This is a genomic window from Saccharopolyspora montiporae, assembly GCF_015209505.1.
Lineage (GTDB): Bacteria > Actinomycetota > Actinomycetes > Mycobacteriales > Pseudonocardiaceae > Saccharopolyspora > Saccharopolyspora montiporae.
This window is the reverse complement of the sequence record NZ_JADEYC010000011.1, coordinates 86,536-109,278: the sequence shown is the minus strand read 5'-3', so window position 1 is coordinate 109,278 and position 22,743 is coordinate 86,536. Positions and strand designations below refer to the sequence as shown.

Here is a 22,743-nt window from a genome sequence, read left to right as displayed (position 1 = left end):
CTCACGATGGCTTGATCGTGTGATGCGAAATAGTAATCTTTGCTCCCATCACTACGTGCCGTGACGAGATTGGGCCGTATCCGGCTGGTCGTGGGAGGACGATGTGGCGGTGTGGACCGTGCACGGCAGCGGTCGACGCCCGTTGAGCGGAGCGATGGTCGCCGCCGATGAACGCGTGAGCTGGCCGTTGACCGTCGGGTTCGGCGTGCAGCACCTGCTGGCGATGTTCGGCACGACGACCCTCGTCCCGCTGCTGACCGGTTTCCCGGTGACCACCACGCTGCTGCTGTCCGGAGTGGGCACGCTGCTGTTCCTCGTGCTCACCCGCAACCGCGTCCCCGGGTACCTGGGCGCATCGACCGCGTTCGTGGTGCCGCTCAGCACCGCGGCCGGACAGGGCGGGGCTACTCCCGCGGCCCTGCTCGGCGGGATCATGGTCGTCGGCCTGCTGCTGGTCGCGGTCGGTGTGGCGGTGAAGGCCCTCGGGGTGCGCCTGCTGGAGTCGGCCATGCCGCCGGTGGTGACCGGAGCCGTGGTGCTCATGATCGGGCTGAGCCTCGCCCCGCAGTCGGTGTCCTCGTTCGACAACCAACCGGTGCCTGCTGCGCTGACGCTGGGCGTGGTGGTGCTGCTGCTCGTGCTCGGCCGCGGGATGGCCGGGCGGACCGCGGTGCTGGTGGGCGTCCTGGCCGGCTGGGCGTACGCGGCGGTGGCGGGCCAGCTGGACGACGCGCGAGTGACCGCGCTGGTCGAGGCGTCCTGGGTCGGGCTGCCGCAGCTGATCGCGCCGCAGGTGCACATCGCGGTGATGCCGTTCGTGTTGCCGCTGGTGATCGTGCTGGTCGCCGAGCACGTCGGGCACCTCAAAGCTGTGGCCGCGGTCAGCGGTCGCAACCTGGATCCGCACGTGGGCGACGCGCTGATCGGGGGCGGACTGGCTACCGCGCTGTCCGGGGCGTCCGGCGGTTCCGCGCTGGGCAACCACGCGCCGAACGTCGGGGTGCTGGCGGCGACCCGGGTCTACTCCACGGCCGCGTGCGCGGTGGCCGCCGGTGCGGCGGTGCTGCTGTCGTTCTCGCCGAAGCTGGCCGCGCTGATCGCCACGATCCCGATGAGCGTGCTCGGCGGGGCCACGCTCGTGCTGTTCGGTCTGCTTGCCATGGTCGGCGTGCGGATCTGGGCCGGGGCCGGGGTCGACTTCACCGACCCGGTCAACCTCGTGGTGCTGGGGACCTCGGTCATCGCGGGCGTGGGGGACCTGACGCTGTCCCTGGGCGAACTGCGCATCACCGGGATCGTGTGGGGCTCGGTCGGCATCGTGTTCGGCTACCCGCTGCTGCGCGCCCTGGCCGACGCGCGGGCGCGCACCGGGGTCACACCTGGCAGCGCGGGCAGTGGAACGTGATGCGCGAGTCCGCATCCGCGCCCTGCCGCGTGCGCCGGACAGCGGTCCCGCACCGCGGGCACACCCGCTTGCCGTAGATCCGGGTGCGTTCGCCGGGGTTCCCGGAGCGTGAGCCGCGCTCCGCGCTGCGTCGCAGTTGGTCGCGCGCCACCCGCACCACCTGCTGCGCGTCCAGCTCACCGACCGGGGTGCCGGGCAGCCGACCGAGCAGGAAGCAGATCTCACTCTTGTGCACGTTGCCGATCCCGGCCAGGACCCGCTGGTCCACCAGCGCCGTGCCCAGTTCGCGCTGCGGATCGACGGTGAGCCGGCGCGCCGCTTCCGCCGCGCTGTCCGCGTCCCACCCAGGATCCAGCAGGTCGGGTCCCAGGTGCCCGAGCACCCGGTGCTCGGCACTGGTCGGCAGCCAGCGCAGGTCGTGCAGGTCGAAACCCACCGCCTGGCTGCGCTCGGTGGTCAGCACGACCCGGGCGCGGTGCGCGGGGCGGCGCCACCGCGCACCCGGCGGGCCGGTCTGCCAGGTGCCGTCCATGCGCAGGTGCGCGTGCAGCGTGCCGCCGTCCTCGAACCGGATCAGCAGGTGCTTGCCCACCGGGCGGACCTCGCGCACCCGCCTGCCGGTGAGCTCCAGCTCGGCCAGCCGCGGGTGGCGGACCTCGCCACGGGTGATCCGCTCACCGGCCAGCGCCTCGTGCAGCCGGGCCGCGACCCGGAACACGGTGTCTCCCTCGGGCAGTCGGGCTCACCACCTCGCCGGGCTCACTCCTCGTCGTCGAGGTCGTCGAGCTCGTCCTCGTCGGCGTCCTCCGGGCGCTGGGCGCGCCCCGCGCGCAACGCCCGGGCGAGCAGCAGGTTGAAGGCGAGGGCGACTTCGCGCGCTCCCGGCGTCCCCCACTGGTGGATCGGCAGGCACGCGCCCTGGGCCTGCTGCACCGCGAGGCGGTCCGGCAGCGCGACCGGCATCACCAGCGGGCCGAAGATCTCGCGCAGCTCCTCGATGCGGAACTGGTGCTCGTGCGAGCGGGGGCGCATCCGGTTCACGATCACGCCCAGCGGCTGCAGGTCCGGGTTGTGCTCCTCCCGTTCGGCCTGCACGGCTTCGAACGCGCGTTGCACCCCGGAGACCGCGAAGATCGTCGGCTCGGTCACCAGCAGCGCGCGGTCGGCGGCCACCAGCGCCGAACGGGTCAGCTTGCCCAGCGACGGCGGGCAGTCCAGCAGCACCAGCCGGTAGGGCAGCTCGCCCTCGGCGACCAGCGCGTCGATCTCGGCGAGTGCCCGGTCCAGCTTGGCCAGGTGCCGCTCGTCGGCGCGGCCCCCGTTGTGCACCTCGGCGTCCTCGGAGCCGACCAGCACGTCCACGTCCTCCCCCCACGAGCTGGGGGAGACGGCTTGGCGGAGCACGGACGCCCGGGGATTGGCCAGCACATCGCTCAGGCCCTTGTCGGTGTCGCCCGGTTCCAGGCACGCGGTCGCGTTGCACTGCGGATCGAGGTCGACCACCAGCGTCCGGACCCCGCGGCGCATCGCCGCCGATGCGAGACCGAGCACGACGGTCGTCTTGCCCACGCCACCTTTGAGACTCAGCACTGCCACGGTCTGCACGCCTGCAGCTTACGGAATCGATCGCGCGGGCAGGAGTGCCGATCTGCGAACCGGCGCCCTCCCGATCGCCGCGCCGGTGCTGCCCACCCCTTACGCTGCTCACCATGAGATCCGAGGCCGTCCGAGAGGTGCTGGAAGCCGAACTCGCCGCCGCGCAGCAGCGCCGCGGCGGCCGATGGCCGCAGGCGCTCGACGTGGGCGGTGGCAGCGGGGTCTGGGCGGTCCCGCTGGCGGCCGCGGGCTGCGAGGTGACCGTCGTCGACCCGAGTGCGGACGCGCTGGCGATCCTGCAGCGCCGCGCGGACGAGGCCGGCGTCGCCGAGCGGGTGCACGCGCGCCAGGCCGACACCGATGCGCTGGCCGAGCACGCCCCGGACGGGGGCGCGGACCTCGTGCTCGCGCACGGCCTGCTGGAGGTCGTGGACGACGCGGCGGGCTCGCTGGCCGGAATGGTGTCCGCGGCCGCGCCGGGTGGGGCGGTGTCGCTGTTGGTCACCAACCGCTTCGCCGCGGTGCTGGCCCGGGCGCTGGCCGGCCGGGTGGGTGAGTCGCTGGAGCTGTTCCGCGCGCCGGACGGCAGGCTGGCCGAGCAGGCCGACCCGCTGCGGCGGCGGTTCGACACCGGGTCGCTGCGCGAGCTGCTGGTCGGGGCGGGCGTGTCCGTCGAGCTGGTGCAGGGGCACGACGTGCTCACCGAGTTGGTTCCGGGGCCGGTGCTGGACAACGATCCCGGAGCGGCCGCGGCGCTGGACGAGCTGGAGCGGCTGGCTTCGCAGCAGGCACCGATGCGTGACATCGCTACGCGTCTCCACGCACTCGGCCGAGTGGCCTGATCGACGCTGCGTCGTCCGGAACGGGGAACGTGATGACCGCTGGTGTTGAATTCACCTGGGTGTTGCCCCGACGGGATGATGTCGTCAACACCGCACGTTCTCGTGCCGGGACCGGGTAGTCGTCCGCCCGCCGGAACCGTATCCTGATGGTGACGCCCACAAGCGTTCGCCGGTTCGACCCTGGAGACGTGCGAGATCCGGGGGCTCCGGCGCCACTGAGACCTGTGCCGGAGGAGGAGTCATGCCACTCTCCGAGCACGAGCAGCGACAGCTCGAGCAGATCGAGCGCGCGCTCTATGCCGAAGACCCCAAGTTCGCTTCCACAGTGCGCGGGGGGCGCTTCCAGCGCCCGTCCCGGCGGCGCGGCCTGCAGGGCGTCGCCGTGTTCGTGCTCGGATTGGCGCTGCTGGTTCTCGGTGTGTCGGTGATTCCGGTCAGCGTGGCCGAGATCCCGGTGGTGAGCGTAGTCGGCTTCCTCGTGATGTTCGGCGGAGCAGTGATCGGTCTGTCCGCGCTGCGCGGCGGTGGCGCGGAGGACGGTCAGGAGCAACCGGAGGGCGAATCCGGGCGAGCCGAACCCCGCAGGAAGAAGAGCCCACCGCAGAACCGCCCGAAGGGCTCGCTGTCCCAGCGCATGGAAGAGCGGTTCCGCAAGCGCTTCGACCAGTGAGCCGGGACCGCGCCCGCGCGGTTCGAAGGCCCTCGACGCCCCGGTCGTCCACGGACGGCCGGGGCGTCGGCATGCGCTCTGGCCCCGCGGCCGCAGCGGATCCGTGCAGCGACCTCCGCCCCCGCACGGGCGCGGCGGCCGCTGCGGTCAGGAATCGAGGTGGCGCAGCGAGCGGGGCAGCACCCGCGCCCGCAGATCGCGGGGAGCGGTCCGGTCCAGGCCCTCCAGCGCCCGGCGCACCGTCGCCGCGAGCTCCTGCGGATCCCCGTCCTCCGGAGCCCCGTACCACTCGCGTTCCGCCGCGGTGCGCACCGCGGCCACCGCTTCGGCGCCCGCGTCGTCCAAGCCGAAGCGTTCCACCGCGGAGTCGCTGATCATCCGGGCCGTCTCCGACGGAGCAGGGTCCCAGCCGCGGTCCCGGTACTCGTCCAGCAACAGCCGCCAGGCCGTGCTCGCCGACCCGCGCCCGCCGGCCGCCACCGCGCGCAGCAGCTGTCTGCGGCGCAGTTCGCGGGCCGTCGCCGGGGTGGCCAGCACCGCCAGCAGGAGCACCGAGCCGGCCACAACTCCCGGCCACACCGCGGATTCCTGTTCGCGGTCGTCCCGCGGCGGTTCCTGCTCGACGGGTTCCGGAGCCGGTTCCTGCGGGTCCGGCGGCGGGGCCTGCCCGGAGGGTTCCGGCGGCAGCGGCTCGCCGGGCTGCGGATCCGGGGCGGGCTGCCCGTCCTCCAGGAACTCCGGCAGCGCCGCGCGCCCGTCGTCCAGCGGGGTCGGATCGAACGTCTGCCAGCCCCAGCCCGGGAAGTACGCCTCCACCCAGGCGTGCGCGTCCTCCGTGGTGATCACCCGGTCCGCGCCGTCCCGGTAGCCCGGGGTGAAGCCGACCGACACGCGCGCCGGAACCCCGACCGAACGCAGCATGATCGCCATCGACGAGGCGTACTGCTCGCAGAACCCGCGCTTGCCGTGGAACAGGAAGTCGGTCAGCGCGTCCTGATCGGTGGCCGGTGCGGTGCTCAGGTCGTAGCGGAATCCGTTCGCCGGGTCGGTGAAGAACCGGTTCAGCGCGGCGGCCTTGTCGAAGTCGGTGGGGGCGTCGGCGGTGACCCGCTTGGCGAGGTCGGCCACCTGGGGTGGGATACCGCGGGTTTCGAAGTACTCGGGCGCGATCGCCGCCGGACCGCCCGCTTCCCGCAGGTCCTGCGGGCTGGGCTGGGCGAGGAAGAACCGCTGGGTGTACTTCGCGCTGTCCTGATCGGACTGGGTAAACACGATGCCCGCCGCCGGGTCGTAGCGCCACGCCGGGCCGATCCCGCCGACCGCGGTCGGGGTGCCGAACACCGGCAGCCACGGATCGCGGTAGCCGAGCGGTTCGATCTCCACGTCCGTGGACGGGCCCCCGGCGACGGTCGTCCCCTCCGGCAGCGGCAGTTCGTCGTCGGCCTGCACGCCCTGGGTGAGCCCGTCCAGCGCCCAGCCCTTCTCCGGGTCGAACTTGCGCAGCGTCATCGCCCGCAGGTAGGTCTCCTGCTCCAGCCCGCGCACCCGGAACAGGTCCACGACCCGATCGCGGTTGAGCTGCCCGCGCAGCGAAGTGAACGGCTGCAGGCCGATCCCCTCGGTGCCGCCGGCGAGCCGTTCTCCGGCCGAACCGGGCAGCCGCCCTTCGGTCCCGACCCCGGTGAACACCACCCCGCTGAGCAGTGCGAGAACCCCCGCGGTGGCGGCCAGTGCGGCACCGGCTCCGCTGAACAGCCCGCGCAGCACCCGGCCTCCGGGCTCCCTGCGCTGCCATCGGCGGTGCGGGCCGCCGGTGCTCAGCAGCAGCGCGAAACCCGCCGCTCCGGCCAGGAAGCTCCACCACGGCAGCATCTCGCGGGCCAGCGACGCCGGGATCGCGAACACGCACAGCAGCACCAGGCCGGTCGCGGCCGGGCTCGCCAGCGCGGCGGCCACCAGGTCCACGATCACGGCCACCACGCCCAGGCCCACGCACACCAGGCACTGCAGCGCGGGTTCGGCGGCCACCGGGGGAGTTCCGGTGCGGACGAGATCCACCGCCCCGGCCAGCAGCCTGCCGAGTTCGGCCAGCGCCGCGGGTCCGGGCAGGAAGCCGAGCACGCCGGAACCGGCGAACAGCGCGGTGAGCACCGCGGCCAGCGCGGCGAGCTGGGCGAGTACCACCGCCGCGCGCTGCAGGGCGATCCCGCGCCGACCGGTCGTCCGGCCGCGGCCGATCGACCGGCCCGCCGCACCGGTGGCGGCGATCACCAGCACGGTCAGCAGCGCGGGCGGGAACCAGCGCCCGTCGGCGAGCACCCCCGCGAACGCGGTGCCCGCGCCCAGCACGGCCACCGCTGCTGCCGCGGCGCGCAGCACCGGGACGTCGACGGGCATCGAGGGCGAAGTGCTCACAGTTCGTTCTCCGGTACGCGGGCCGCGGGGACGGCGGGTTCGTCGCACAGCTGCTGCCACATCGCGGCGACCGAGGCCTGTTCACCGGGGACCACCACCACGGACCAGCCGGCGGCGCGCAACCGCTGTGCTGCGGTGTCCGGCCCGGGGCCGCCGACCGGCAGGCCCGCCCATGCGCGGGTGTCCAGCAGCAGCGCCAGGCTCGTGCTCCCCTCCGGGCGCAGCGCGGTCAGTTCGCGCACGGCTGCGGTGGTGATCTCCCCGAGGACCGCGACCAGTTCCTGCCCGTCGCCCGGATCGCTGTGGCAGACCAGATCGCGGTGGGTGCTGCTGCGCAGCGCCGCCAGCGAGTCCAGCACGGTGTCCGGTTCGGCGGCGGGCGAGGCCAACCGCGCGCCGTCCTCGGTGACCAGGTGCGCGGGACGGCCCTGCCGGCGCACGTGCAGGTAGATGCTGGCCGCGGCCGACACCGCCCATTCCAGGCTGGCGTGCGGCCCGGTTCCGCGGTGCGCGGCCGAGCGGCGGTCCAGCAGCACGGTGACCCCGCCGTGCCAGGGGCGTTCCTCGGCGCGCACCATCAGCTCGTCCCGGCGCGCCGTGGTCTTCCAGTGCACGCGCCGGATGTCGTCCCCGTGCCGGTACTGCCGGACCATGGTGTCGTCTTCGCCGTGCCCGGAGCGCAGCCGCGCGCTGCCGTCCTCCCCGGTGCCGAGCCCGGAACCGACCGGCAGACCGGACAGTTCGACCACGCGCGGGACGACGACGAGCCTGCTGGTCCCGGCGAGTTCCCGATCGAACTCGGACAGCCCGAGCGGATCGTCGACCCGGGTGCGCAGCGGGCCGATGCGGTGGATGCCGCGCATCCGCGCGACGACCGGGTATTCCAGCACCGGGGGTGCGGTCCGGTTGACCGTTTCGAGGCGGAACTTCGGGCGCCTGCCCAACGAATGCGGCAGGCCGTCCTCCAGCGCGAGACCGCCCGCAGGCAGCCTGCCGCGGGCGGACAGGTGCAGCCGGACCGTCGTGCGCTCCCCGGCGGGAAGGCGCGGCGGGGAGACCTCGCGACGCGCGTCGACGCCGAGTCGGGCGCGTGCGGACATCCCCAGTGCCAGCAGCGGGAGAGCGGTGGCGAACGCCGCCACGCGCAACAGGTCCCGCTCGTCGAGGACGAGCGCGCAGATCGCCGCCGCGGCGCCGGCGGCCAGCAGGCAGCGTCCGCGGATGGTCAGGCCGCCGAGCATCGTCAGTCCCGTTCGTCCTCGCCGCGCGGTACCGGGACGCGGGTCAGCAGTTGCTTGACCAGGTCCGCCGTGGACCGGCGCGCGGCACGCGCCTCGCTGGTGAGCACGAGCCGGTGCGCCAGGACCGGGACGGCGACGCTGCGCACGTCGTCGGGCACCACGAAGTTCCGCCCGGCGATGGCCGCCTGCGCGCGCCCGGCCCGCACCAGCTGCAGCGTGGAGCGCGGGGAGGCGCCGAGGCGCAGTTCGGGCAGCTGGCGGGTGGCGGTGACCAGGTCCACGGCGTAGCGGCGCAGATCGCGGGACAGGTGCACCTGCTGCACCGCCCGCTGCAGCGCGGCGACCTCGGTGGCGTCGGTGACCGGCTGCAACTCCTGCAGTGGGGTCTGCACCGCGTGTTCGGCGACCATCTCCAGCTCGGCGGCCGCGTCGGGGTAGCCGATGGACACCCGCGCGCTGAACCGGTCGCGCTGGGCCTCGGGCAGCGCGTAGGTGCCTTCCATCTCGACCGGGTTCTGCGTGGCGATCACCATGAAGGGCTCGCGCAGCCGGTAGGTCTCGCCGTCCACTGTGACCTGGTGCTCTTCCATGCACTCCAGCAGTGCCGACTGGGTCTTCGGGGACGCGCGGTTGATCTCGTCGCCCACCACGATGTTGGCGAAGACCGGTCCGGAGCGGAACTCGAAGTTCTCCGCGCGCCGGTTGTAGACCGAGACGCCGGTGATGTCGCTGGGCAGCAGGTCCGGGGTGAACTGGATGCGGCTCACGCTGCAGTCGATCGACCGGGCCAGCGCCTTGGCCAGCGAGGTCTTGCCGACACCCGGTACGTCCTCCAGCAGCAGGTGCCCTTCGGACAGCAGTGTGATCAGGGCGACGCGCACGACCTCCGGTTTGCCGACGAGCACCTGCTCGATGTTGGCGGTGATGCGCTGGATCGTGCTGTGCAACGCGTCGACCCCGGGCGGCCGGGTGTCGTCGCCACCCGCCGACGACGCGTCGGACAGCTGGACTTCGGGCGTCACGCGACCTCCTGCATGTTGCTGCGTACCCGCACCGGACTGCTGGCCGACACCGCGGCGCGACACGGCGTGCTGCGCGCGTCCGAGTCCGACGTCCCCCACTTCCCCCCACGCGTCGCCTGCCGTGCGGGGTCCGGGGCCGGGGCCCGAGCATAACGGCGAGATCGGCGCGCTCCGCCGGGCTCGGCGGGCACCACGTCCCCCACCCCGTGTGCAACGTGCTCACCAGCGTAAACGGCGTCAGTCGTGCGGGGGGTACGGGTGTGATCCGTGTTGACGGTGGTGGCAGGTGGGGTACTGTGGGGAACTGTGGGGCAAACGGGGGTCCCGCAGCTTGTTTGAAGGCAGCTCATTCGGAAGCAGCTCTGGCAGGCCCTTCGAAGCGGTCGGATCCGCCGGACAGCCCATCCCGGGGAGGCACTGCCCCGGTGACGCGGTTTCGGGCGGGCGTCCGGTGGAGTGCGGGCGGTTCGCCGCTGGTGGCAGGGGAATCGGCGTGCGCGCCGTGCCACCGGGTGGTCCGCGGGGTGCGGCGGCTGAGGGGGAGGTGGACCGATGTTCCTCGGTACCCATCACCCCAAGCTGGACGACAAGGGGCGGTTGGCGCTGCCGGCGAAGTTCCGGGAAGCACTCGCAGGGGGGTTGATGGTCACCAAGGGGCAGGACCACTGCCTGTACGTGTTCCCGCGGGACGAGTTCGAGCAGATGGCCCGCAAGGTCGCCGAAGCCCCGTTCACCAACGAATCGGTCCGCGCCTACCAGCGCTACCTGTTCGCCGGTACCGATGAGCAGCAGCCGGACGGGCAGGGCCGCATCTCCATCGCGGCCGAACTGCGCAAGTACGCCGGGTTGGACAAGGAGTGCGTGGTGATCGGCGCGATCAACCGGCTCGAAGTCTGGAACGCCGAGCGCTGGCAGCGCTACCTCGACGAGCACGAGGAGTCGTACGCGCAGGCCCGGGAGGAGGTGTTGCCCGGGGTGTTCTGACACCCCACCGGCGCGCACGCGCCGCACGCGGGTCTTCCCGGTCCGCAACCGCGACCACCGCGGCGATCGGGTTCCGTGAGGCCCTCGGTCCGCTCGGCTATCGCACGCCTGGTGCACCTTCCCCGGCGCCAGGAAGCGACGGGCGGGCGGGGACCTGACGGTATCCGGCCGACAGCGCCGGTTCCGGACGATCCGCAGTACCGGAATCGCAACAACCGTGCAGGGAGCAGCGGGCTCCGGGACGGCGTGGGTCGCATCGGCGGCTCGGTCTCCGGGAACCGCCGCACATGTGGGAGGAGGGGCGCCGTGACCGGAGCCAGCCACGACCGCGGCGCCGAAGCCGGCGCGCGGTCGGCCGCCGACCGGCACGTGCCGGTGCTGCGCGAGCGCACGCTGGAACTGCTGGCGCCCGCGTTGTCCGGCGGTCCTGCGGTGGTCGTGGACGCGACCCTGGGCATGGGCGGGCACGCGGAGGCGCTGCTGACCGCGCACCCGCAGCTGACCCTGGTCGGGCTGGACCGCGATCCGGAAGCGCTGCGGTTGGCCGGGCGGCGCCTGGAGCCGTTCGGCGACCGGGTGCGGTTGGTGCACGCCGTCTACGACGACGTCGATGCGGCGCTGGCGGCGGTGGGAGCGTCCGCAGTGGACGGTTTCCTGTTCGATCTGGGCGTCTCCTCGCTGCAGCTGGACGAGGTGGAGCGCGGTTTCTCCTACGCCCACGACGCTCCGCTGGACATGCGGATGGATCCGGGAGCGCGGCGCACGGCGGCCGAGGTGCTCAATACCTACTCGGCCGGGGAGCTCACCCGGGTACTCAAGACCTACGGCGAGGAGAAGTTCGCGGCCAAGATCGCCGCGGCGATCGTCCGGGAACGCGAGCGCGAACCGTTCACCGGCAGCGCGCGCCTGGTGCAGCTGCTCTACGACGCGGTGCCCGCGGCGAGCAGGCGCACTGGCGGGCATCCGGCCAAGCGCACCTTCCAGGCGCTGCGCATCGAGGTGAATGCCGAGCTGGACGTGCTGGCCCGCGCAGTCCCCGCCGCGCTGGACGCGCTCGCGGTCGGCGGGCGGATCGCGGTGCTGTCCTACCACTCGCTGGAGGACCGGCTGGTCAAGCGGGAGCTCGCCGAGCGCGCGAAATCCCGGACCCCCGTGGACCTCCCGGTGGAACTGCCCGGCCACGGGCCGCGGTTCCGACTGCTGACCCGAGGGGCCGAACCGGCCGAGGAGCAGGAGAAGGCGGCCAATCCGCGAGCCGCTTCGGTGCGGCTGCGGGCCGCAGAACGCATCGCGGCGGAGGACCCGTGACCACCCGACCGAACCGATCGCCCTGCCCGGACGGGCCGACCTGCGAGGCACTGGAGGCGAGATGACAGCACCGGCACGGACCAAGTCGGGCTCGCGCGCGGGCAGCACCGACCGGGCCAAGAACGCGACCGGCACGCAGCAGAAGAAGGCGGCTCCGGAGCGCAAGGGCGCGGACAAGCGCGCGACCACCCCGCGCGGCCGGTCGGCGGCCGCCGACCGCGCCTACGCGCGGCGCGACGACCGCCGGGACCGTTCGCTGCGCGAGCCGCCGGCCCGGCGCACCGCTGCCCCGGCCAAGCGACCCAGCGGTGCCAAGCAGAAGACCAAGCTGCAGGAGCGGGTCTCCTCGGCCCGGTTGCCGCAGGTCGTGGTCGTGATGGCAGTGCTGGCCATCGGCCTGGCCGCGACCCTGTGGCTGGCGATCGCCGCGGTCAGCAACAGCTACCAGCTGCAGCAGGGTGAGCAGACCATCAACACCCTCAACGAACGCCGCGAGGAGCTCATGCGGGACGTGAGCACCATGAACTCCACTCCTGCGCTGGAACGCCGGGTGACCCAGGAGCTCGGCATGGTGCCCGGCCCCGCCCCGGCGCACCTCGTGGTGCAGCCCGGCGGCGAGGTGGAGGTCGTCGGCGAGCCCGAGGAGGCTCAGGCTCCGGCGCCGCCGCCCGCGCCGCCCGCGGAGAACCCGGCGGAGCCGGGCGGGCAGCACCCGCAGGCCGGCAACGCCCCCGGAACCGCGGACCGCCCGGGAACTCCCGGGGACGACGCGGGTTCTCCGGAACACGCCGGCAGCTCCGATGACCCGGCCCGGCAGGCCAGCGCGGACCGCGGGCAGGCAGCACGCTGATGCCCCGCACGTCGAAGCGGCTGGTCAACTCTCGGCGGCGCGGCGCACGCACGGACGCGGCGGGCAGCAACCGCAGGCTGCTCGTCGGCCGGGTGGTGCTCGTGATGTGCCTGATCGTGGCCGGCGCGAAGCTGGTGCACGTGCAGGGATTCGAGGCCAGCGCCCTGTCCGGGCAGTCCGAGAAGCAGCGCGTCAGCCGGGACACCGTGCCCGCCGAGCGGGGGTCCGTGGTGGACCGGGCGGGCAACGCGCTCGCGTTCAGCACCGAGGCGCGCCAGCTCTACGCCAACCCGCGGATGCTGACCGAGGAACTGGCCGAAGCGCGCGCCGAGGACCCGAGCAAGCCGGAACCGGACCGGTACAAGCGGGAGATGGCCCGGTTCGTGCACCAGACCGTCGGGAATGCCATCAGCGAGCGGGAAGCGCTCGACGCGCTGTTCTCCGACCAGTCGTTCACCTACTTCGGGCCGGAGATCGACCCGAGTCAGGCGCGGGTGATCAGCGAGAAGTACCCGCAGATCGGTTCGGAGTACCGGGCCACCCGGGAGTACCCGGCGGGCGACGTCGCCTCGAACATCGTCGGTGCGGCGAACTGGCGGATGGACGAGCAGGAGATCCAGGGCGTCATGGGCCTGGAGAGCTCGATGGACGAGGCGCTCAGCGGCAAGCACGGGGTCAAGGTGTCCGACACCGCCATGGGCAGTCCCAGCCTGGTCATCCCGGGCAGCGAACGGGAACTCGAACCCGCGGTGCCCGGGTCGGACGTGGAGCTGACCATCGATTCCGACCTGCAGTACATGGTGCAGCGCAAGCTCGCCGACTACGCGCAGCGGGCGGGTGCCACCAGCGCCAGCGCCGTGGTGCTGGACGCCAAGACCGGGGAGACCTACGCGCTGGCCAACGATAAGAGCTTCGATCCGCGCGCCGAGTGGAGCAGCAACCTCGGCAACGCCGCGGTGACCACGCCGTTCGAGCCGGGATCGGTGAACAAGCTGGTCACGGCGGCCGCGGCGATCGAGCACAACGTGGTGCAACCGGAGCAGGTGCTGCAGGTCCCGGGCAACATCGAAGTCGCCGACCGGACCGTCGGCGATGCCTGGCAGCACGGCACGATCCCGCTGACGTTCACCGGTGTGCTCGGCAAATCCTCCAACGTCGGCACGCTGATGGTCGCGCAGCAGCTCGGTGAGCAGCGGTTCGCCGATACGGCGCGCAAATTCGGCCTCGGCCAGCGCACCGGTATCGAGCTCGGCGGGGAGAGCCCCGGCTCGTTCCCACCGCGCGCCGAGTGGTCCGGATCGACGTTCGCGAACCTGCCGATCGGGCAGGGGCTGTCGATGACCGTGCTGCAGATGGCCGGGATGTACCAGGCGATCGCCAACGACGGCGTGCGCGTCCCGCCCCGGGTGGTCTCCGCCGAGGTGGGGCCGGACGGGCAGCGGACCGAGCGCCCGGAACCGGAGGGCGTCCGCGTGGTGAGTCCGGAGTCCGCCCGCACGGTGCGGGACATGCTGCGCGGCGTCGTGCAGGACGCGCCCGACCAGGAGGGCACCGGCTCGGACGCGGCTCTGGAGGGGTACCAGGTCTCCGGCAAGACCGGGACGGCGCAGCAGATCGACCCGTCCTGCGGCTGCTACAGCAACTCGGACTACTGGATCACTTTCGCCGGGATGGTGCCGGCCGAGGATCCGCGGTTCGTGGTCGGTCTCATGCTCGACGCGCCCACCGCCGGGACGCCCGAGGCGTCCTCGGCCGCGCCGTTGTTCCACGACATCGCGTCGTTCCTGACCCAGCGCTTCCAGATCCCGTTGTCCCACGAGCCGGCCCCGGTCCAGGTGCTCCAGCCCGAGTAGGGGGTTGTCGATGCCTCCCGAGGCGTGCGGCGGTACGGGTCGATCGGGGTGCGGCCCGGGGACGGGTCCTATCCGGCTTCGGGCGTCCGGGTCCGGGCTGCCGCTTCCGGGGTTTCCGCCGGGGCTCGGAAGCGGGCCACGACCAGCAGCAGGAGTCCGGCGCCGAGGCCGCAGGCCGCGAGGAGGAACAAGCCTGCGGCCGGGGAGCCGGTGGTTTCCTCCACCCAGTTCTTGGCGATCGGGGCGACGAAACCGCCGAGGTTGCCCAGCGAGTTGATCAGGCCGATGCCGACCGCGGCCGCCGTGCCGGTCAGGTAGGCGGCGGGGAAGGTCCAGAACACCGGCTGGACGGAGATGTAGCCCGCCGCCGCCACTGAGAGCCCGCCGATGGCCAGCACCGGGTTCGCGAACACCGCGGACGCGGCGATACCCGCGGAGCCGACCACCACGCTGCCCGCGGCGACGAAGCTGCGCCGCGCCTGGTTCACCCGGTCCGCGCCGACGGACACCGCGATGTTGGCCAGCAGCGCGATCGCCCACGGCACCGCGGTCACCAGTCCGACCAGCACCCCGACATCCCGGCCGACCGCGGCCGCGACCTGCGTCGGCAGGTAGAAGGTCATCCCGTACACCGCGCACTGGATCAGGAAGTACACCAGGCTGAAGTACAGCACTTTGCCATCCAGCAGCGAGGTCAGTAGACCGCGCGGGCTGTGCCGGGCGGTCACCGCCGCTTCACTGTCCACAGCGGACTGCAGCGCGGTGCGTTGGGCTGCGGTCAGCCAGGTGGCGTCGGCGGGCCGGTCGTCCAGGTGGAACAGCGCCCACACGCCGACGACGCAGGCGATCAGGCCCTCGACCGCGAACATCCACTGCCAGCCGAGGATCCCGGCCACCCCGTCCAGTTCCAGCAGCAGGCCGGACAGCGGACCGCCGAGCACGGAGGCGAGCGGGATGCCGAGGTAGAACAGCGCGTTGCACCGGGCCCGGTAGGCGTGCGGGACCCAGTAGGTGATGTAGAGGATGACGCCCGGGAAGAACCCGGCTTCGGCGGCGCCGAGCAGGAACCGCAGCAGGTAGAACACGCCTTCCGAGTTCACCAGCGCCATGGCCGCCGAGATCAGCCCCCAGGTCACCATGATCCGGCACATCCACCAGCGGGCGCCGACCCGCTGCAGGACCAGGTTGCTGGGTACCTCGAACAGCGCGTAGCCGATGAAGAACATCCCGGCGCCGAGCGCGTACGCGGCTTCCGAAATGCCGGTGTGCAGCTGGAACTCGTCCTTGGCGAAGCCGATGTTGACCCGATCCAGGAACGCGATCACGTACATCAGCAGCAGGAACGGGATCAACCGGGTCATCACCTTGCGGATGGCGCCGGTCAGGGCCGGGTCGTGCGACGTCTGCTCGTCCGCGTGCACCGTGCCTCCCCGATGAGGTGGTGTTCGGTATTCCGGACAGTGTTCGTCGAGCGGCACGACTGTAGGACCGCGGTGATCGGCCGTCAACGGTGCGCCCCGCCTGGCCCGCCCCCCGGCCGGCCTATTGCGCCTGGCCGAAAGGTGCTGGTTACGTCGGCGGCCACCGGCTCGACGACGAGGGGGACCGAGGGTGACGCGACGCAGCGCGAACTGGTTCGGGGCACGTGGTCGAGCGGGGATGACCGCCCGCTCCTGGCTGCGCAACCAGGGGCACGACGACGAGGTCTTCGACGGGCGCCCGGTCATCGGCATCGCGACCACCTGGTCCGAGCTCGCGCCGTGCAACGCCCATCAGCAGCGGATCGCCGAGTCGGTCAAGCGCGGGGTGTGGCAGGCGGGCGGATTCCCGCTGGAATTCCCGAACATGGCGCTGGGTGAGACGCTGGTGCGCCCCACCGCCATGCTCTACCGCAATCTGCTGGCCATGCAGGCCGAGGAGACGATCCGGGCCAACCCGCTGGACGCGGTCGTGCTGCTGTCCGGCTGCGACAAGACCACACCCGGGCTGCTGATGGCAGCGTCCAGTGTGGACCTCCCCGCGATCATGCTCACCGGCGGACCCATGCTCAACGGCAAGCACCGCGGGCGGGACATCGGCTCGGGAACCGCGGTGTGGCAGGCCGAAGCCGATCTCGTCGCCGGGCGGATCACCGAGCAGGAGTGCCACGTCATCGAGGGGTGCATGTCCCGGTCCGCCGGGCACTGCATGACGATGGGCACCGCGTCGACCATGGCCTGCATCGTGGAGGCGCTCGGCATGCAGCTGCCGTACGCGGCGTCCTGGCCCGCGGTCGACGCGCGCCGCTCCGTCGCCGCGCAGCGCACCGGGCGGCGGATCGTGCAGATGGTCGACGAGGACCTCAAACCCTCCGACCTGCTCACCCCGGCGGCCTTCCGGAACGCGATCCGGGCCAACGCCGCGATCGGCGGGTCCACCAACGCCGTCGTGCACCTCATCGCCATCGCGAAGCGGCTGGGCGTCGAGCTGGACGTGGACGATTTCGACCGCTACACGCGGGACGTCCCGACGCTGGTCAACCTCATGCCCAGCGGTGAGCACCTGATGGAGGACTTCTGCTACGCGGGCGGGCTTCCCGCGGTGCTCACCGAGCTCGGCGAGCTGATCGACGGTTCGACGGTCACCGTCACCGGGCGGTCGATGGCCGAGAACATCGCGGGTGCCGAGGTGCACGACCGCGCGGTCATCACCTCGGCGGCCGAGCCGTTCCAGGCCGTGGGAACCGGAACCGCCGTGCTGCGCGGCAGTCTCGCGCCGGACGGTGCGGTCGTCAAGCAGTCCGCCGCGTCCCCGCGCCTGCTGCAGCACACCGGGCGCGCGCTGGTCTTCGAGGACGTGGACGAGTACTACGCGGTGTGCCGGGACGACGATCTGGATGTGGACGCGGACACGGTGCTGGTCGTGCGCAACGCCGGTCCGCGCGGGTATCCCGGCATGCCGGAGGTCGCCAACGTTCCGGTGCCGAAAAAGCTGCAGGAGCAGGGGATCGACGATGTCGTGCGGATCTCGGACGGCCGGATGAGCGGCACCGCCTACGGGACCGTGGTGCTGCACGTGTGCCCGGAAGCCGCGGCGGGCGGACCGCTGGCCCTGGTGCGCACCGGTGACCCGATCCGGCTGGACGTTCCGGCGCGCCGGCTCGACCTGGACGTGCCGGAGGACGAACTGCAGCGGCGGCGGGCGGAGTGGCAGCCGCCGCCGAACCCGCATCCGCGCGGATATCCGCGGCTTTATCATGAGCACGTGCTGCAGGCCGATCAGGGAGCGGATCTGGATTTCCTGGTGGGCGGTTCCGGCAGTTACGTCCCCCGCGACGGGCACTGAATCCACCGGGTTCTGCCCGCATTCGCGGAAATCCCGCCGAACGCGCGGTTGTTCGGGGAATGCGCGGGTTCCCACTGCTGCGGGCCGGTTCGCCGCGCGTGCGCGGGAGCGGACGGGAACTCGACGAACAATTCTCGTGGCGCCGCGGGAATGGTGAGCGCGGTGACATGCGCCGCGAATCCCCGTTCCCGCGGATATCGGCGCGGTATCCGCGGGAACGGCTGCGGTCAGGCCGGGACCTGCGGTTCGCTCCACCCCAGGTAGCCGCCGAAGTAGGACAGGCTCTCCGCGTGCCCGATGGCTCCGCCGACCGAGCTGGAGTAGAAGCCGCCCGAGCCGTCGGCGATCCCGACATGCCCGTTCTCGCTGGTGTCCCAGTAGACGAAGGCGCCTTCCGGTGGATCGGTGTCGCCCTCGTGCGCCTTGCCCGCGCTGCGGGCGCCTTCCCAGTGCGCCCGCGCCGAGGGCCAGACGCCGGTCGTGCCGTAGGCGTTCTCCACGGCCATCTCGCAGAGCCCTTCGTAAGAGGTGTCGCCGGACTGCTGCTGGAACCACTCGATCGCACCGCTCGGCGTCCCGTCGGCCGGGGCCGCCGCGGAGGGAGCGGCCGAGGCGGGGCCGACCAGCGGTAGCAGCAGGAGGGCGAGGGCGGTCACGAGCCCGCCGAGCAGGCGGGCCGTCGTCGAAGTGCGCACGTGTTCCTCCGAGGGTGAGCGCGCGGTCTGCCGCGCTGGGGTGTGCGGCCCCGGGTGCGGCTGCGGACCCGGGCGCTGTGGAACGGGGGGAGCCGGCCGGTGCGCGGCCTGCGGTGCCGATCGGCGAGGTTAGAGCGGGCCGTGTCCGAAATCCACGCCTGCGGACCGGTCGACCGGAATCCGGCGAGTTCTCGCCATCGCCCGCGGCGGCCGGCCCGCACCGCGCGGCTGCGTGTGGGCGAGGGCGCACGGCTCCGCGTGGCGGTCCGCGCGCTGCTCCGCACGACGTAGCCGGTGCCGGTCCGTCCGCAGTGCCGACCATGGAGATGCTGCCCCCGGTGCACCCGGTAGCCTGTCGCAACGTGCCTTCCGCGGTCGCCACAGCCCCGCCTCGCCCCCAGCGCGTCGAGCCGGTGGACATCGAGGAACTGGCCGGTGCCATCGACGCCCGGCCGGTCGTTTCTGCTGGTCAGAGCGCTGGTTTTGCTCCGGTGACCGGGGTGACGCTGCGCGCGCAGCACGTGCTGCCCGGTGATCTGTTCGCCGCTCTGCCCGGAACCCGGGTGCACGGCGCGGACTTCATCGGCCGAGCGCTCGACGCCGGTGCGGTCGCGGTGCTCACCGACCAGGCCGGGATCGACCGCACCGGGCTGACCGACCACCCGGCCGTGCGGTCCGGGAAGGTCTCGGTCCTGCTGCACCCCGATCCGCGCGGCGTGCTGGGCCGCGCCGCCGCGATCGTCTACGGCGACCCCTCGCAGCAGCTGTCCGTGCTCGGCGTGACCGGTACGTCCGGCAAGACGACCACCACCTACCTGCTGGAGTCCGCGCTGCGCGCCGCCGGGTGCACGACCGGGCTGGTCGGCACGGTGGAGACCCGGGTCGCCGGCGAGCGGCTGGACAGCGCGTTCACCACGCCCGAGGCGCCGGATCTGCAGGCCCTGCTGGCGGTGATGGTCGAGCAGGGCGTGACGCACGTGCCGATGGAGGTCTCCAGCCACGCGCTGGCCATGGGCCGCGTCTCCGGGACCCGCTACGCGGTCGGCGGGTTCACCAACCTCTCCCAGGACCACCTGGACTTCCACCGCGACCTGGAGGACTACTTCCAGGCCAAGGCGCTGCTGTTCGACGGGCGCGCCGCGCGCGAGGTCGTGTGCACCGACACCGAGTGGGGGCAGCGGCTGGCCGCGGGTGGTGCGACCACCGCGTCCACGACCGGCGCCGCGGACTGGACCGCCACCGAGGTGCGCGCCTTCCCGACCGGGGAGCAGACGTTCACCGCCGGCGGTCCGGGCGGGCGCGAACTGGAGCTGCGGCTACGGCTGCCCGGCCCGTTCAACATCGCCAACGCGCTGCTGGCGGCCGGGATGCTCGACGCGGCCGGCATCGACGAGGACGCGATCGCACGGGGTCTCGCGGAGGTCGACGTGCCGGGTCGCATGGAGCGTGTCGCGCTGGGGCAGGATTTCACCGCTGTGGTGGACTATTCGCACAAACCCGGGGCGGTGGCAGCGGTGCTGGACGCGGCCCGGGCGCAGGTGGACGGCGATGTGATCGTCGTCCTCGGCAGCGGCGGTGACCGGGATGTCGCCAAGCGCCCGCTGATGGGCGAGGCGGCCATCCGCCGAGCGCAGCTGCTGATCGTCACCGACGACAATCCGCGCAGCGAGGATCCCGCGGGGATCCGCGAGGCCGTGCTGGCCGGTGCCCGGGACGTGCCCGCCGACGAGCGCGGGGACGTGGTCGAGGTCGGCGACCGGCGCTCGGCGATCGCCGAGGCGGTCGGTCGGGCCGGTCCGGGCGACATCGTCGTCGTTGCGGGCAAGGGCCATGAAACAGGACAGGAGGTGGCGGGCGTGGTGCATCCGTTCTCGGACCGGGAGGAGCTCGCGGCCGCGCTCCGCAGGCGGCTCGGCGAGCCGCGGCAAACCGGTGTTCGTCGGGGGCAGGGCGACGAGGAGGCAAGTTGATCCGGCTCAGCCTCGCTGACATCGCGGAAGCGGTGCACGGCAGGCTCCATCGTGCGGAAGGCTCGGAGATCGTCAGCGCGGGAGTCGAATTCGACTCGCGGCGGATCGAGACCGGTGGGCTGTTCGTGGCCGTGCCGGGCGAACGGGTCGACGGTCACGACTTCGCCGCGCGCGCCGCGGCGGACGGTGCGGCGGGTGTGCTCGCCGCCCGGGAGGTGGATGCTCCGGCGGTCGTCGTGCCGCCGGTCTCGGCAGCGGACCGGTCCGGCGTGATGGCGCTGGCCGGGGACGCGGACGGTTCGGGCGCCGCGGTGCTGACCGCGCTCGGCGCGCTGGCCCGGCACGTCGTGGACCGGCTGCCCGACCTGGCCGTGGTGGGGGTGACCGGTTCGTCCGGCAAGACCTCGACCAAAGACCTGATCGCCCAGCTGCTGGAACCGATGGGCCCCACCGTGGCCCCGCCCGGCTCGTTCAACAACGAGCTCGGCCACCCGTGGACCGTGCTGCGCGCCGACGAGAGCACTCGGCACCTGGTGCTGGAGCTCTCCGCCCGCGGGACGGGGCACATCGCGGCCCTGTGCCGGGTCGCGCCGCCGCGGATCGGCGTGGTGCTCAACGTCGGGCACGCGCACGTCGGTGAGTTCGGTTCGCAGGAAGCGGTGGCCGTGGCCAAGGGCGAGCTCGTCGAAGCGCTGCCCGCGGACGGGCTCGCGGTGCTCAACGCCGACGACCCGCTGGTGGCGCCGATGGCCGAGCGCACCGCGGCGCGCGTGGTGCAGGTCGGTGAGAGCCCGGTCGCCGACGTGCGCGCGGTGCAGGTGCAGGTCGACGAGCAGGCGCGGCCGACCTTCACGCTGACCACCGCGAGCGGCGCTGCCCCGGTGCACCTGCCGCTGGTCGGCGAGCACCAGGTGTCCAACGCGCTGGCCGCCGCCGCCGTGGCGCTGGAGCTGGGCGCCGGGGTGGATGAGGTCGCCGAGCGGCTCAGCGGGGTGCGCCGGGTGTCGGCGCGCCGCATGGAGGTCGCGGAGACCGACGCCGGGGTGACGGTGATCAACGACGCGTACAACGCGAACCCGGAGTCGGTGCGTGCGGCGCTGAAGACCCTGGCCTCGATGACCAGGGGCCGGCCGAGCAGGGCGTGGGCGGTGCTCGGCGAGATGGCCGAGCTCGGCGAGTCCGGCGTGCAGGCGCACGACGACATCGGGCGGCTGGCGGTGCGGCTGAACATCGACCGCCTGGTCGTGGTCGGTGACGGGGCTCGGGTGATGCACCAGGCCGCCTCGCTGGAAGGGTCTTGGGGAGAGGAGTCGGTTCTCGTGCCGGACGTCGATGCGGCCGTCGCGCTGCTGCGTGACGAGCTGCGTCCCGGTGATGTCGTGCTGACCAAGGCGTCGAACTCCGCCGGTTTGTGGCGGGTCGCCGAGGCCCTGCTGGACGAGGAGGCTGGTCGCGCGTGAGGCCGATCCTGGTCGCCGCCGCCGTCGCGCTGGTGGTCTCCATCCTGTTCACCCCGTACCTCATCCGGATCTTCTCCAAGCAGGGCTTCGGCCAGGAGATCCGCGAGGAGGTGCAGAAGTCGCACTCGGCCAAGCGCGGGACGCCGACCATGGGCGGTGTCGCGATCCTGGTGGCGATGTGGGTCGGGTACTTGGTGACCCACCTGACGGTCACCGAGACCGGACCGAGCGCATCCGGACTGCTGGTGCTGTTCCTGACCACCGCGCTGGGCTTCGTCGGCTTCTTCGACGACTTCATCAAGATCCGCAAGCAGCGCAACCTGGGGCTGAACAAGACCGCCAAGCTGGTCGGCCAACTGGCCGCGGCGGTGGTGTTCGCGATCCTGGTGCTGCGCTTCCCGGACGTGAACCAGGTGACGCCGGCCTCGGTGCACCTGTCGTTCATCCGGGACATCTCGCTGATCTCGTTCGGCGCGATCGGGTTCGTGATCTTCGCCTACGTCGCGATCAGCGGCTGGTCGAACGCGGTGAACTTCACGGACGGCATGGACGGCCTGGCCGCGGGCACCGCGTCGATGGTGCTGGCCACCTACGTGCTGATCTCGTTCTGGCAGTTCCGCAACGACTGCACCGTGGTGCCCACGCCCGGCTGCTACACGGTGCGCGACCCGGAGGACATCGCGGTGGTGGCGGCCGCGGCGATGGCCGCGTGCGTCGGCTTCCTGTGGTGGAACGCGGCACCCGCGAAGATCTTCATGGGCGACACCGGTTCGCTGGCGCTCGGCGGGCTCATCGCCGGGCTGTCCATGGTCACCCGCACCGAGCTGCTGGCGATCGTGATCGGCGGGCTGTTCGTGGTCGAGGCGCTGTCGGTGGTCATGCAGATCGCCGTGTTCCGCACCACCCGGCGGAGGCTGTTCCGCATGGCCCCGTTCCACCACCACTTCGAACTGGCGGGCTGGGCGGAAACCACGGTGATCATCCGGTTCTGGGTGCTGGCAGCGATAACCTGCATGTTCGGCGTGGGCCTGTTCTACGCCGACTGGTTGGCGCTGTCCGACCAGTTCCAGTAAGCGCTCGGGTCGCGCGAGCAGCGCGGTCGGACCAG

The 22,743-nt window shown here is 72.6% G+C and carries 18 protein-coding genes; 11 read left to right on the top strand and 7 right to left on the bottom strand.

Annotated features, from left to right (window positions below):
• Positions 1-103: 103 nt before the first annotated feature.
• Complete coding sequence (locus tag IQ251_RS07430) at positions 104-1,405, top strand: uracil-xanthine permease family protein (protein WP_193927720.1); 1,302 nt, start codon at positions 104-106, stop codon at positions 1,403-1,405.
• Here IQ251_RS07430 and IQ251_RS07425 read toward each other — a convergent pair.
• Together IQ251_RS07425 and IQ251_RS07420 are read right to left on the bottom strand one after the other, a co-directional pair.
• Entirely contained in the window at positions 1,374-2,123 is a 750-nt protein-coding gene (locus IQ251_RS07425; protein WP_370591251.1) for a DNA-formamidopyrimidine glycosylase family protein, read from the bottom strand. The genes IQ251_RS07430 and IQ251_RS07425 overlap by 32 nt on opposite strands.
• Before the next feature lie 41 nt (positions 2,124-2,164).
• Complete coding sequence (locus IQ251_RS07420) at positions 2,165-3,010, bottom strand: ParA family protein (RefSeq protein ID WP_193927719.1); 846 nt, start codon at positions 3,008-3,010, stop codon at positions 2,165-2,167.
• A 104-nt stretch (positions 3,011-3,114) separates the two neighbouring features.
• Here IQ251_RS07420 and IQ251_RS07415 point away from each other — a divergent pair, with 104 nt between their 5' ends.
• Together IQ251_RS07415 and IQ251_RS07410 are read left to right on the top strand one after the other, a co-directional pair.
• Complete coding sequence (locus IQ251_RS07415; RefSeq protein ID WP_193927718.1) at positions 3,115-3,843, top strand: class I SAM-dependent methyltransferase; 729 nt, start codon at positions 3,115-3,117, stop codon at positions 3,841-3,843.
• 241 nt (positions 3,844-4,084) lie between these two features.
• Positions 4,085-4,513 carry an SCO2097 family morphological protein gene (locus IQ251_RS07410; RefSeq protein WP_193927717.1) on the top strand — a complete coding sequence of 143 codons (429 nt, stop codon included), beginning with the start codon at positions 4,085-4,087 and terminating at the stop codon, positions 4,511-4,513.
• 147 nt (positions 4,514-4,660) lie between these two features.
• Here the strand turns inward: IQ251_RS07410 and IQ251_RS07405 are convergent, their stop codons facing one another.
• From IQ251_RS07405 to IQ251_RS07395, 3 genes are read right to left on the bottom strand one after another with little or no spacing between them, the layout of a single operon-like run.
• Complete coding sequence (locus IQ251_RS07405) at positions 4,661-6,928, bottom strand: transglutaminase TgpA family protein (protein WP_370591250.1); 2,268 nt, start codon at positions 6,926-6,928, stop codon at positions 4,661-4,663.
• Complete coding sequence (locus IQ251_RS07400; protein WP_193927716.1) at positions 6,925-8,169, bottom strand: DUF58 domain-containing protein; 1,245 nt, start codon at positions 8,167-8,169, stop codon at positions 6,925-6,927. The genes IQ251_RS07405 and IQ251_RS07400 overlap by 4 nt, the downstream gene beginning before the upstream one ends.
• 2 nt (positions 8,170-8,171) lie before the next feature.
• Positions 8,172-9,173, bottom strand: a complete 1,002-nt coding sequence (locus IQ251_RS07395) for an AAA family ATPase (RefSeq protein WP_228046339.1) — start codon at positions 9,171-9,173, stop codon at positions 8,172-8,174.
• Positions 9,174-9,743: 570 nt separating this feature from the next.
• Here IQ251_RS07395 and mraZ point away from each other — a divergent pair.
• The 4 genes from mraZ (at position 9,744) to IQ251_RS07375 (ending at position 14,186) form a co-directional block, all read left to right on the top strand.
• Positions 9,744-10,175 carry a division/cell wall cluster transcriptional repressor MraZ gene (gene mraZ, locus IQ251_RS07390; protein WP_193927714.1) on the top strand — a complete coding sequence of 144 codons (432 nt, stop codon included), beginning with the start codon at positions 9,744-9,746 and terminating at the stop codon, positions 10,173-10,175.
• Positions 10,176-10,481: 306 nt separating this feature from the next.
• Positions 10,482-11,483: a 16S rRNA (cytosine(1402)-N(4))-methyltransferase RsmH gene (gene rsmH, locus IQ251_RS07385; protein WP_193927713.1), complete on the top strand. Its 1,002-nt coding sequence runs from the start codon at positions 10,482-10,484 to the stop codon at positions 11,481-11,483.
• Positions 11,484-11,544: 61 nt separating this feature from the next.
• Positions 11,545-12,333: a cell division protein FtsL gene (gene ftsL, locus IQ251_RS07380; RefSeq protein ID WP_193927712.1), complete on the top strand. Its 789-nt coding sequence runs from the start codon at positions 11,545-11,547 to the stop codon at positions 12,331-12,333.
• The gene (locus IQ251_RS07375) at positions 12,333-14,186 is read left to right on the top strand and encodes a peptidoglycan D,D-transpeptidase FtsI family protein (protein WP_193927711.1); all 1,854 of its coding nucleotides are present in this window, start codon (positions 12,333-12,335) and stop codon (positions 14,184-14,186) included. The genes ftsL and IQ251_RS07375 overlap by 1 nt, the downstream gene beginning before the upstream one ends.
• Before the next feature lie 68 nt (positions 14,187-14,254).
• Here the strand turns inward: IQ251_RS07375 and IQ251_RS07370 are convergent, their stop codons facing one another.
• Entirely contained in the window at positions 14,255-15,607 is a 1,353-nt protein-coding gene (locus IQ251_RS07370; RefSeq protein WP_370591249.1) for an MFS transporter, read from the bottom strand.
• Between the two features lie 190 nt (positions 15,608-15,797).
• Between IQ251_RS07370 and IQ251_RS07365 the strand changes: the two genes are divergently transcribed.
• Positions 15,798-17,510 carry an IlvD/Edd family dehydratase gene (locus IQ251_RS07365; RefSeq protein WP_193927710.1) on the top strand — a complete coding sequence of 571 codons (1,713 nt, stop codon included), beginning with the start codon at positions 15,798-15,800 and terminating at the stop codon, positions 17,508-17,510.
• 227 nt (positions 17,511-17,737) lie between these two features.
• On the opposite strand, the gene IQ251_RS07360 is transcribed toward IQ251_RS07365, so the two are convergent.
• Positions 17,738-18,205, bottom strand: coding sequence for a CHAP domain-containing protein (locus IQ251_RS07360; RefSeq protein ID WP_193927709.1), 468 nt, complete (start codon positions 18,203-18,205; stop codon positions 17,738-17,740).
• A gap of 326 nt (positions 18,206-18,531) precedes the next feature.
• Between IQ251_RS07360 and IQ251_RS07355 the strand changes: the two genes are divergently transcribed.
• The 3 genes from IQ251_RS07355 to mraY are packed head-to-tail and all read left to right on the top strand — an operon-like array spanning position 18,532 to position 22,708.
• Positions 18,532-20,175: a UDP-N-acetylmuramoyl-L-alanyl-D-glutamate--2,6-diaminopimelate ligase gene (locus IQ251_RS07355; protein ID WP_193927739.1), complete on the top strand. Its 1,644-nt coding sequence runs from the start codon at positions 18,532-18,534 to the stop codon at positions 20,173-20,175.
• Positions 20,172-21,635, top strand: coding sequence for a UDP-N-acetylmuramoyl-tripeptide--D-alanyl-D-alanine ligase (locus IQ251_RS07350; protein WP_193927708.1), 1,464 nt, complete (start codon positions 20,172-20,174; stop codon positions 21,633-21,635). Before IQ251_RS07355 ends, IQ251_RS07350 begins: the two co-directional genes overlap by 4 nt.
• Positions 21,632-22,708 carry a phospho-N-acetylmuramoyl-pentapeptide-transferase gene (gene mraY, locus IQ251_RS07345; RefSeq protein WP_193927707.1) on the top strand — a complete coding sequence of 359 codons (1,077 nt, stop codon included), beginning with the start codon at positions 21,632-21,634 and terminating at the stop codon, positions 22,706-22,708. Before IQ251_RS07350 ends, mraY begins: the two co-directional genes overlap by 4 nt.
• Positions 22,709-22,743: the final 35 nt, after the last annotated feature.

Bases quoted from the DNA above. Each gene is read 5' to 3' on its own strand.
- IQ251_RS07415 (WP_193927718.1), top strand. From the start codon at position 3,115: ATGAGATCCGAGGCCGTCCGAGAGGTGCTGGAAGCCGAACTCGCCGCC.
- IQ251_RS07410 (WP_193927717.1), top strand. From the start codon at position 4,085: ATGCCACTCTCCGAGCACGAGCAGCGACAGCTCGAGCAGATCGAGCGC.
- IQ251_RS07400 (WP_193927716.1), bottom strand. From the start codon at position 8,169: ATGCTCGGCGGCCTGACCATCCGCGGACGCTGCCTGCTGGCCGCCGGC.
- mraZ (WP_193927714.1), top strand. From the start codon at position 9,744: ATGTTCCTCGGTACCCATCACCCCAAGCTGGACGACAAGGGGCGGTTG.
- ftsL (WP_193927712.1), top strand. From the start codon at position 11,545: ATGACAGCACCGGCACGGACCAAGTCGGGCTCGCGCGCGGGCAGCACC.
- IQ251_RS07375 (WP_193927711.1), top strand. From the start codon at position 12,333: ATGCCCCGCACGTCGAAGCGGCTGGTCAACTCTCGGCGGCGCGGCGCA.
- IQ251_RS07355 (WP_193927739.1), top strand. From the start codon at position 18,532: ATGCTGCCCCCGGTGCACCCGGTAGCCTGTCGCAACGTGCCTTCCGCG.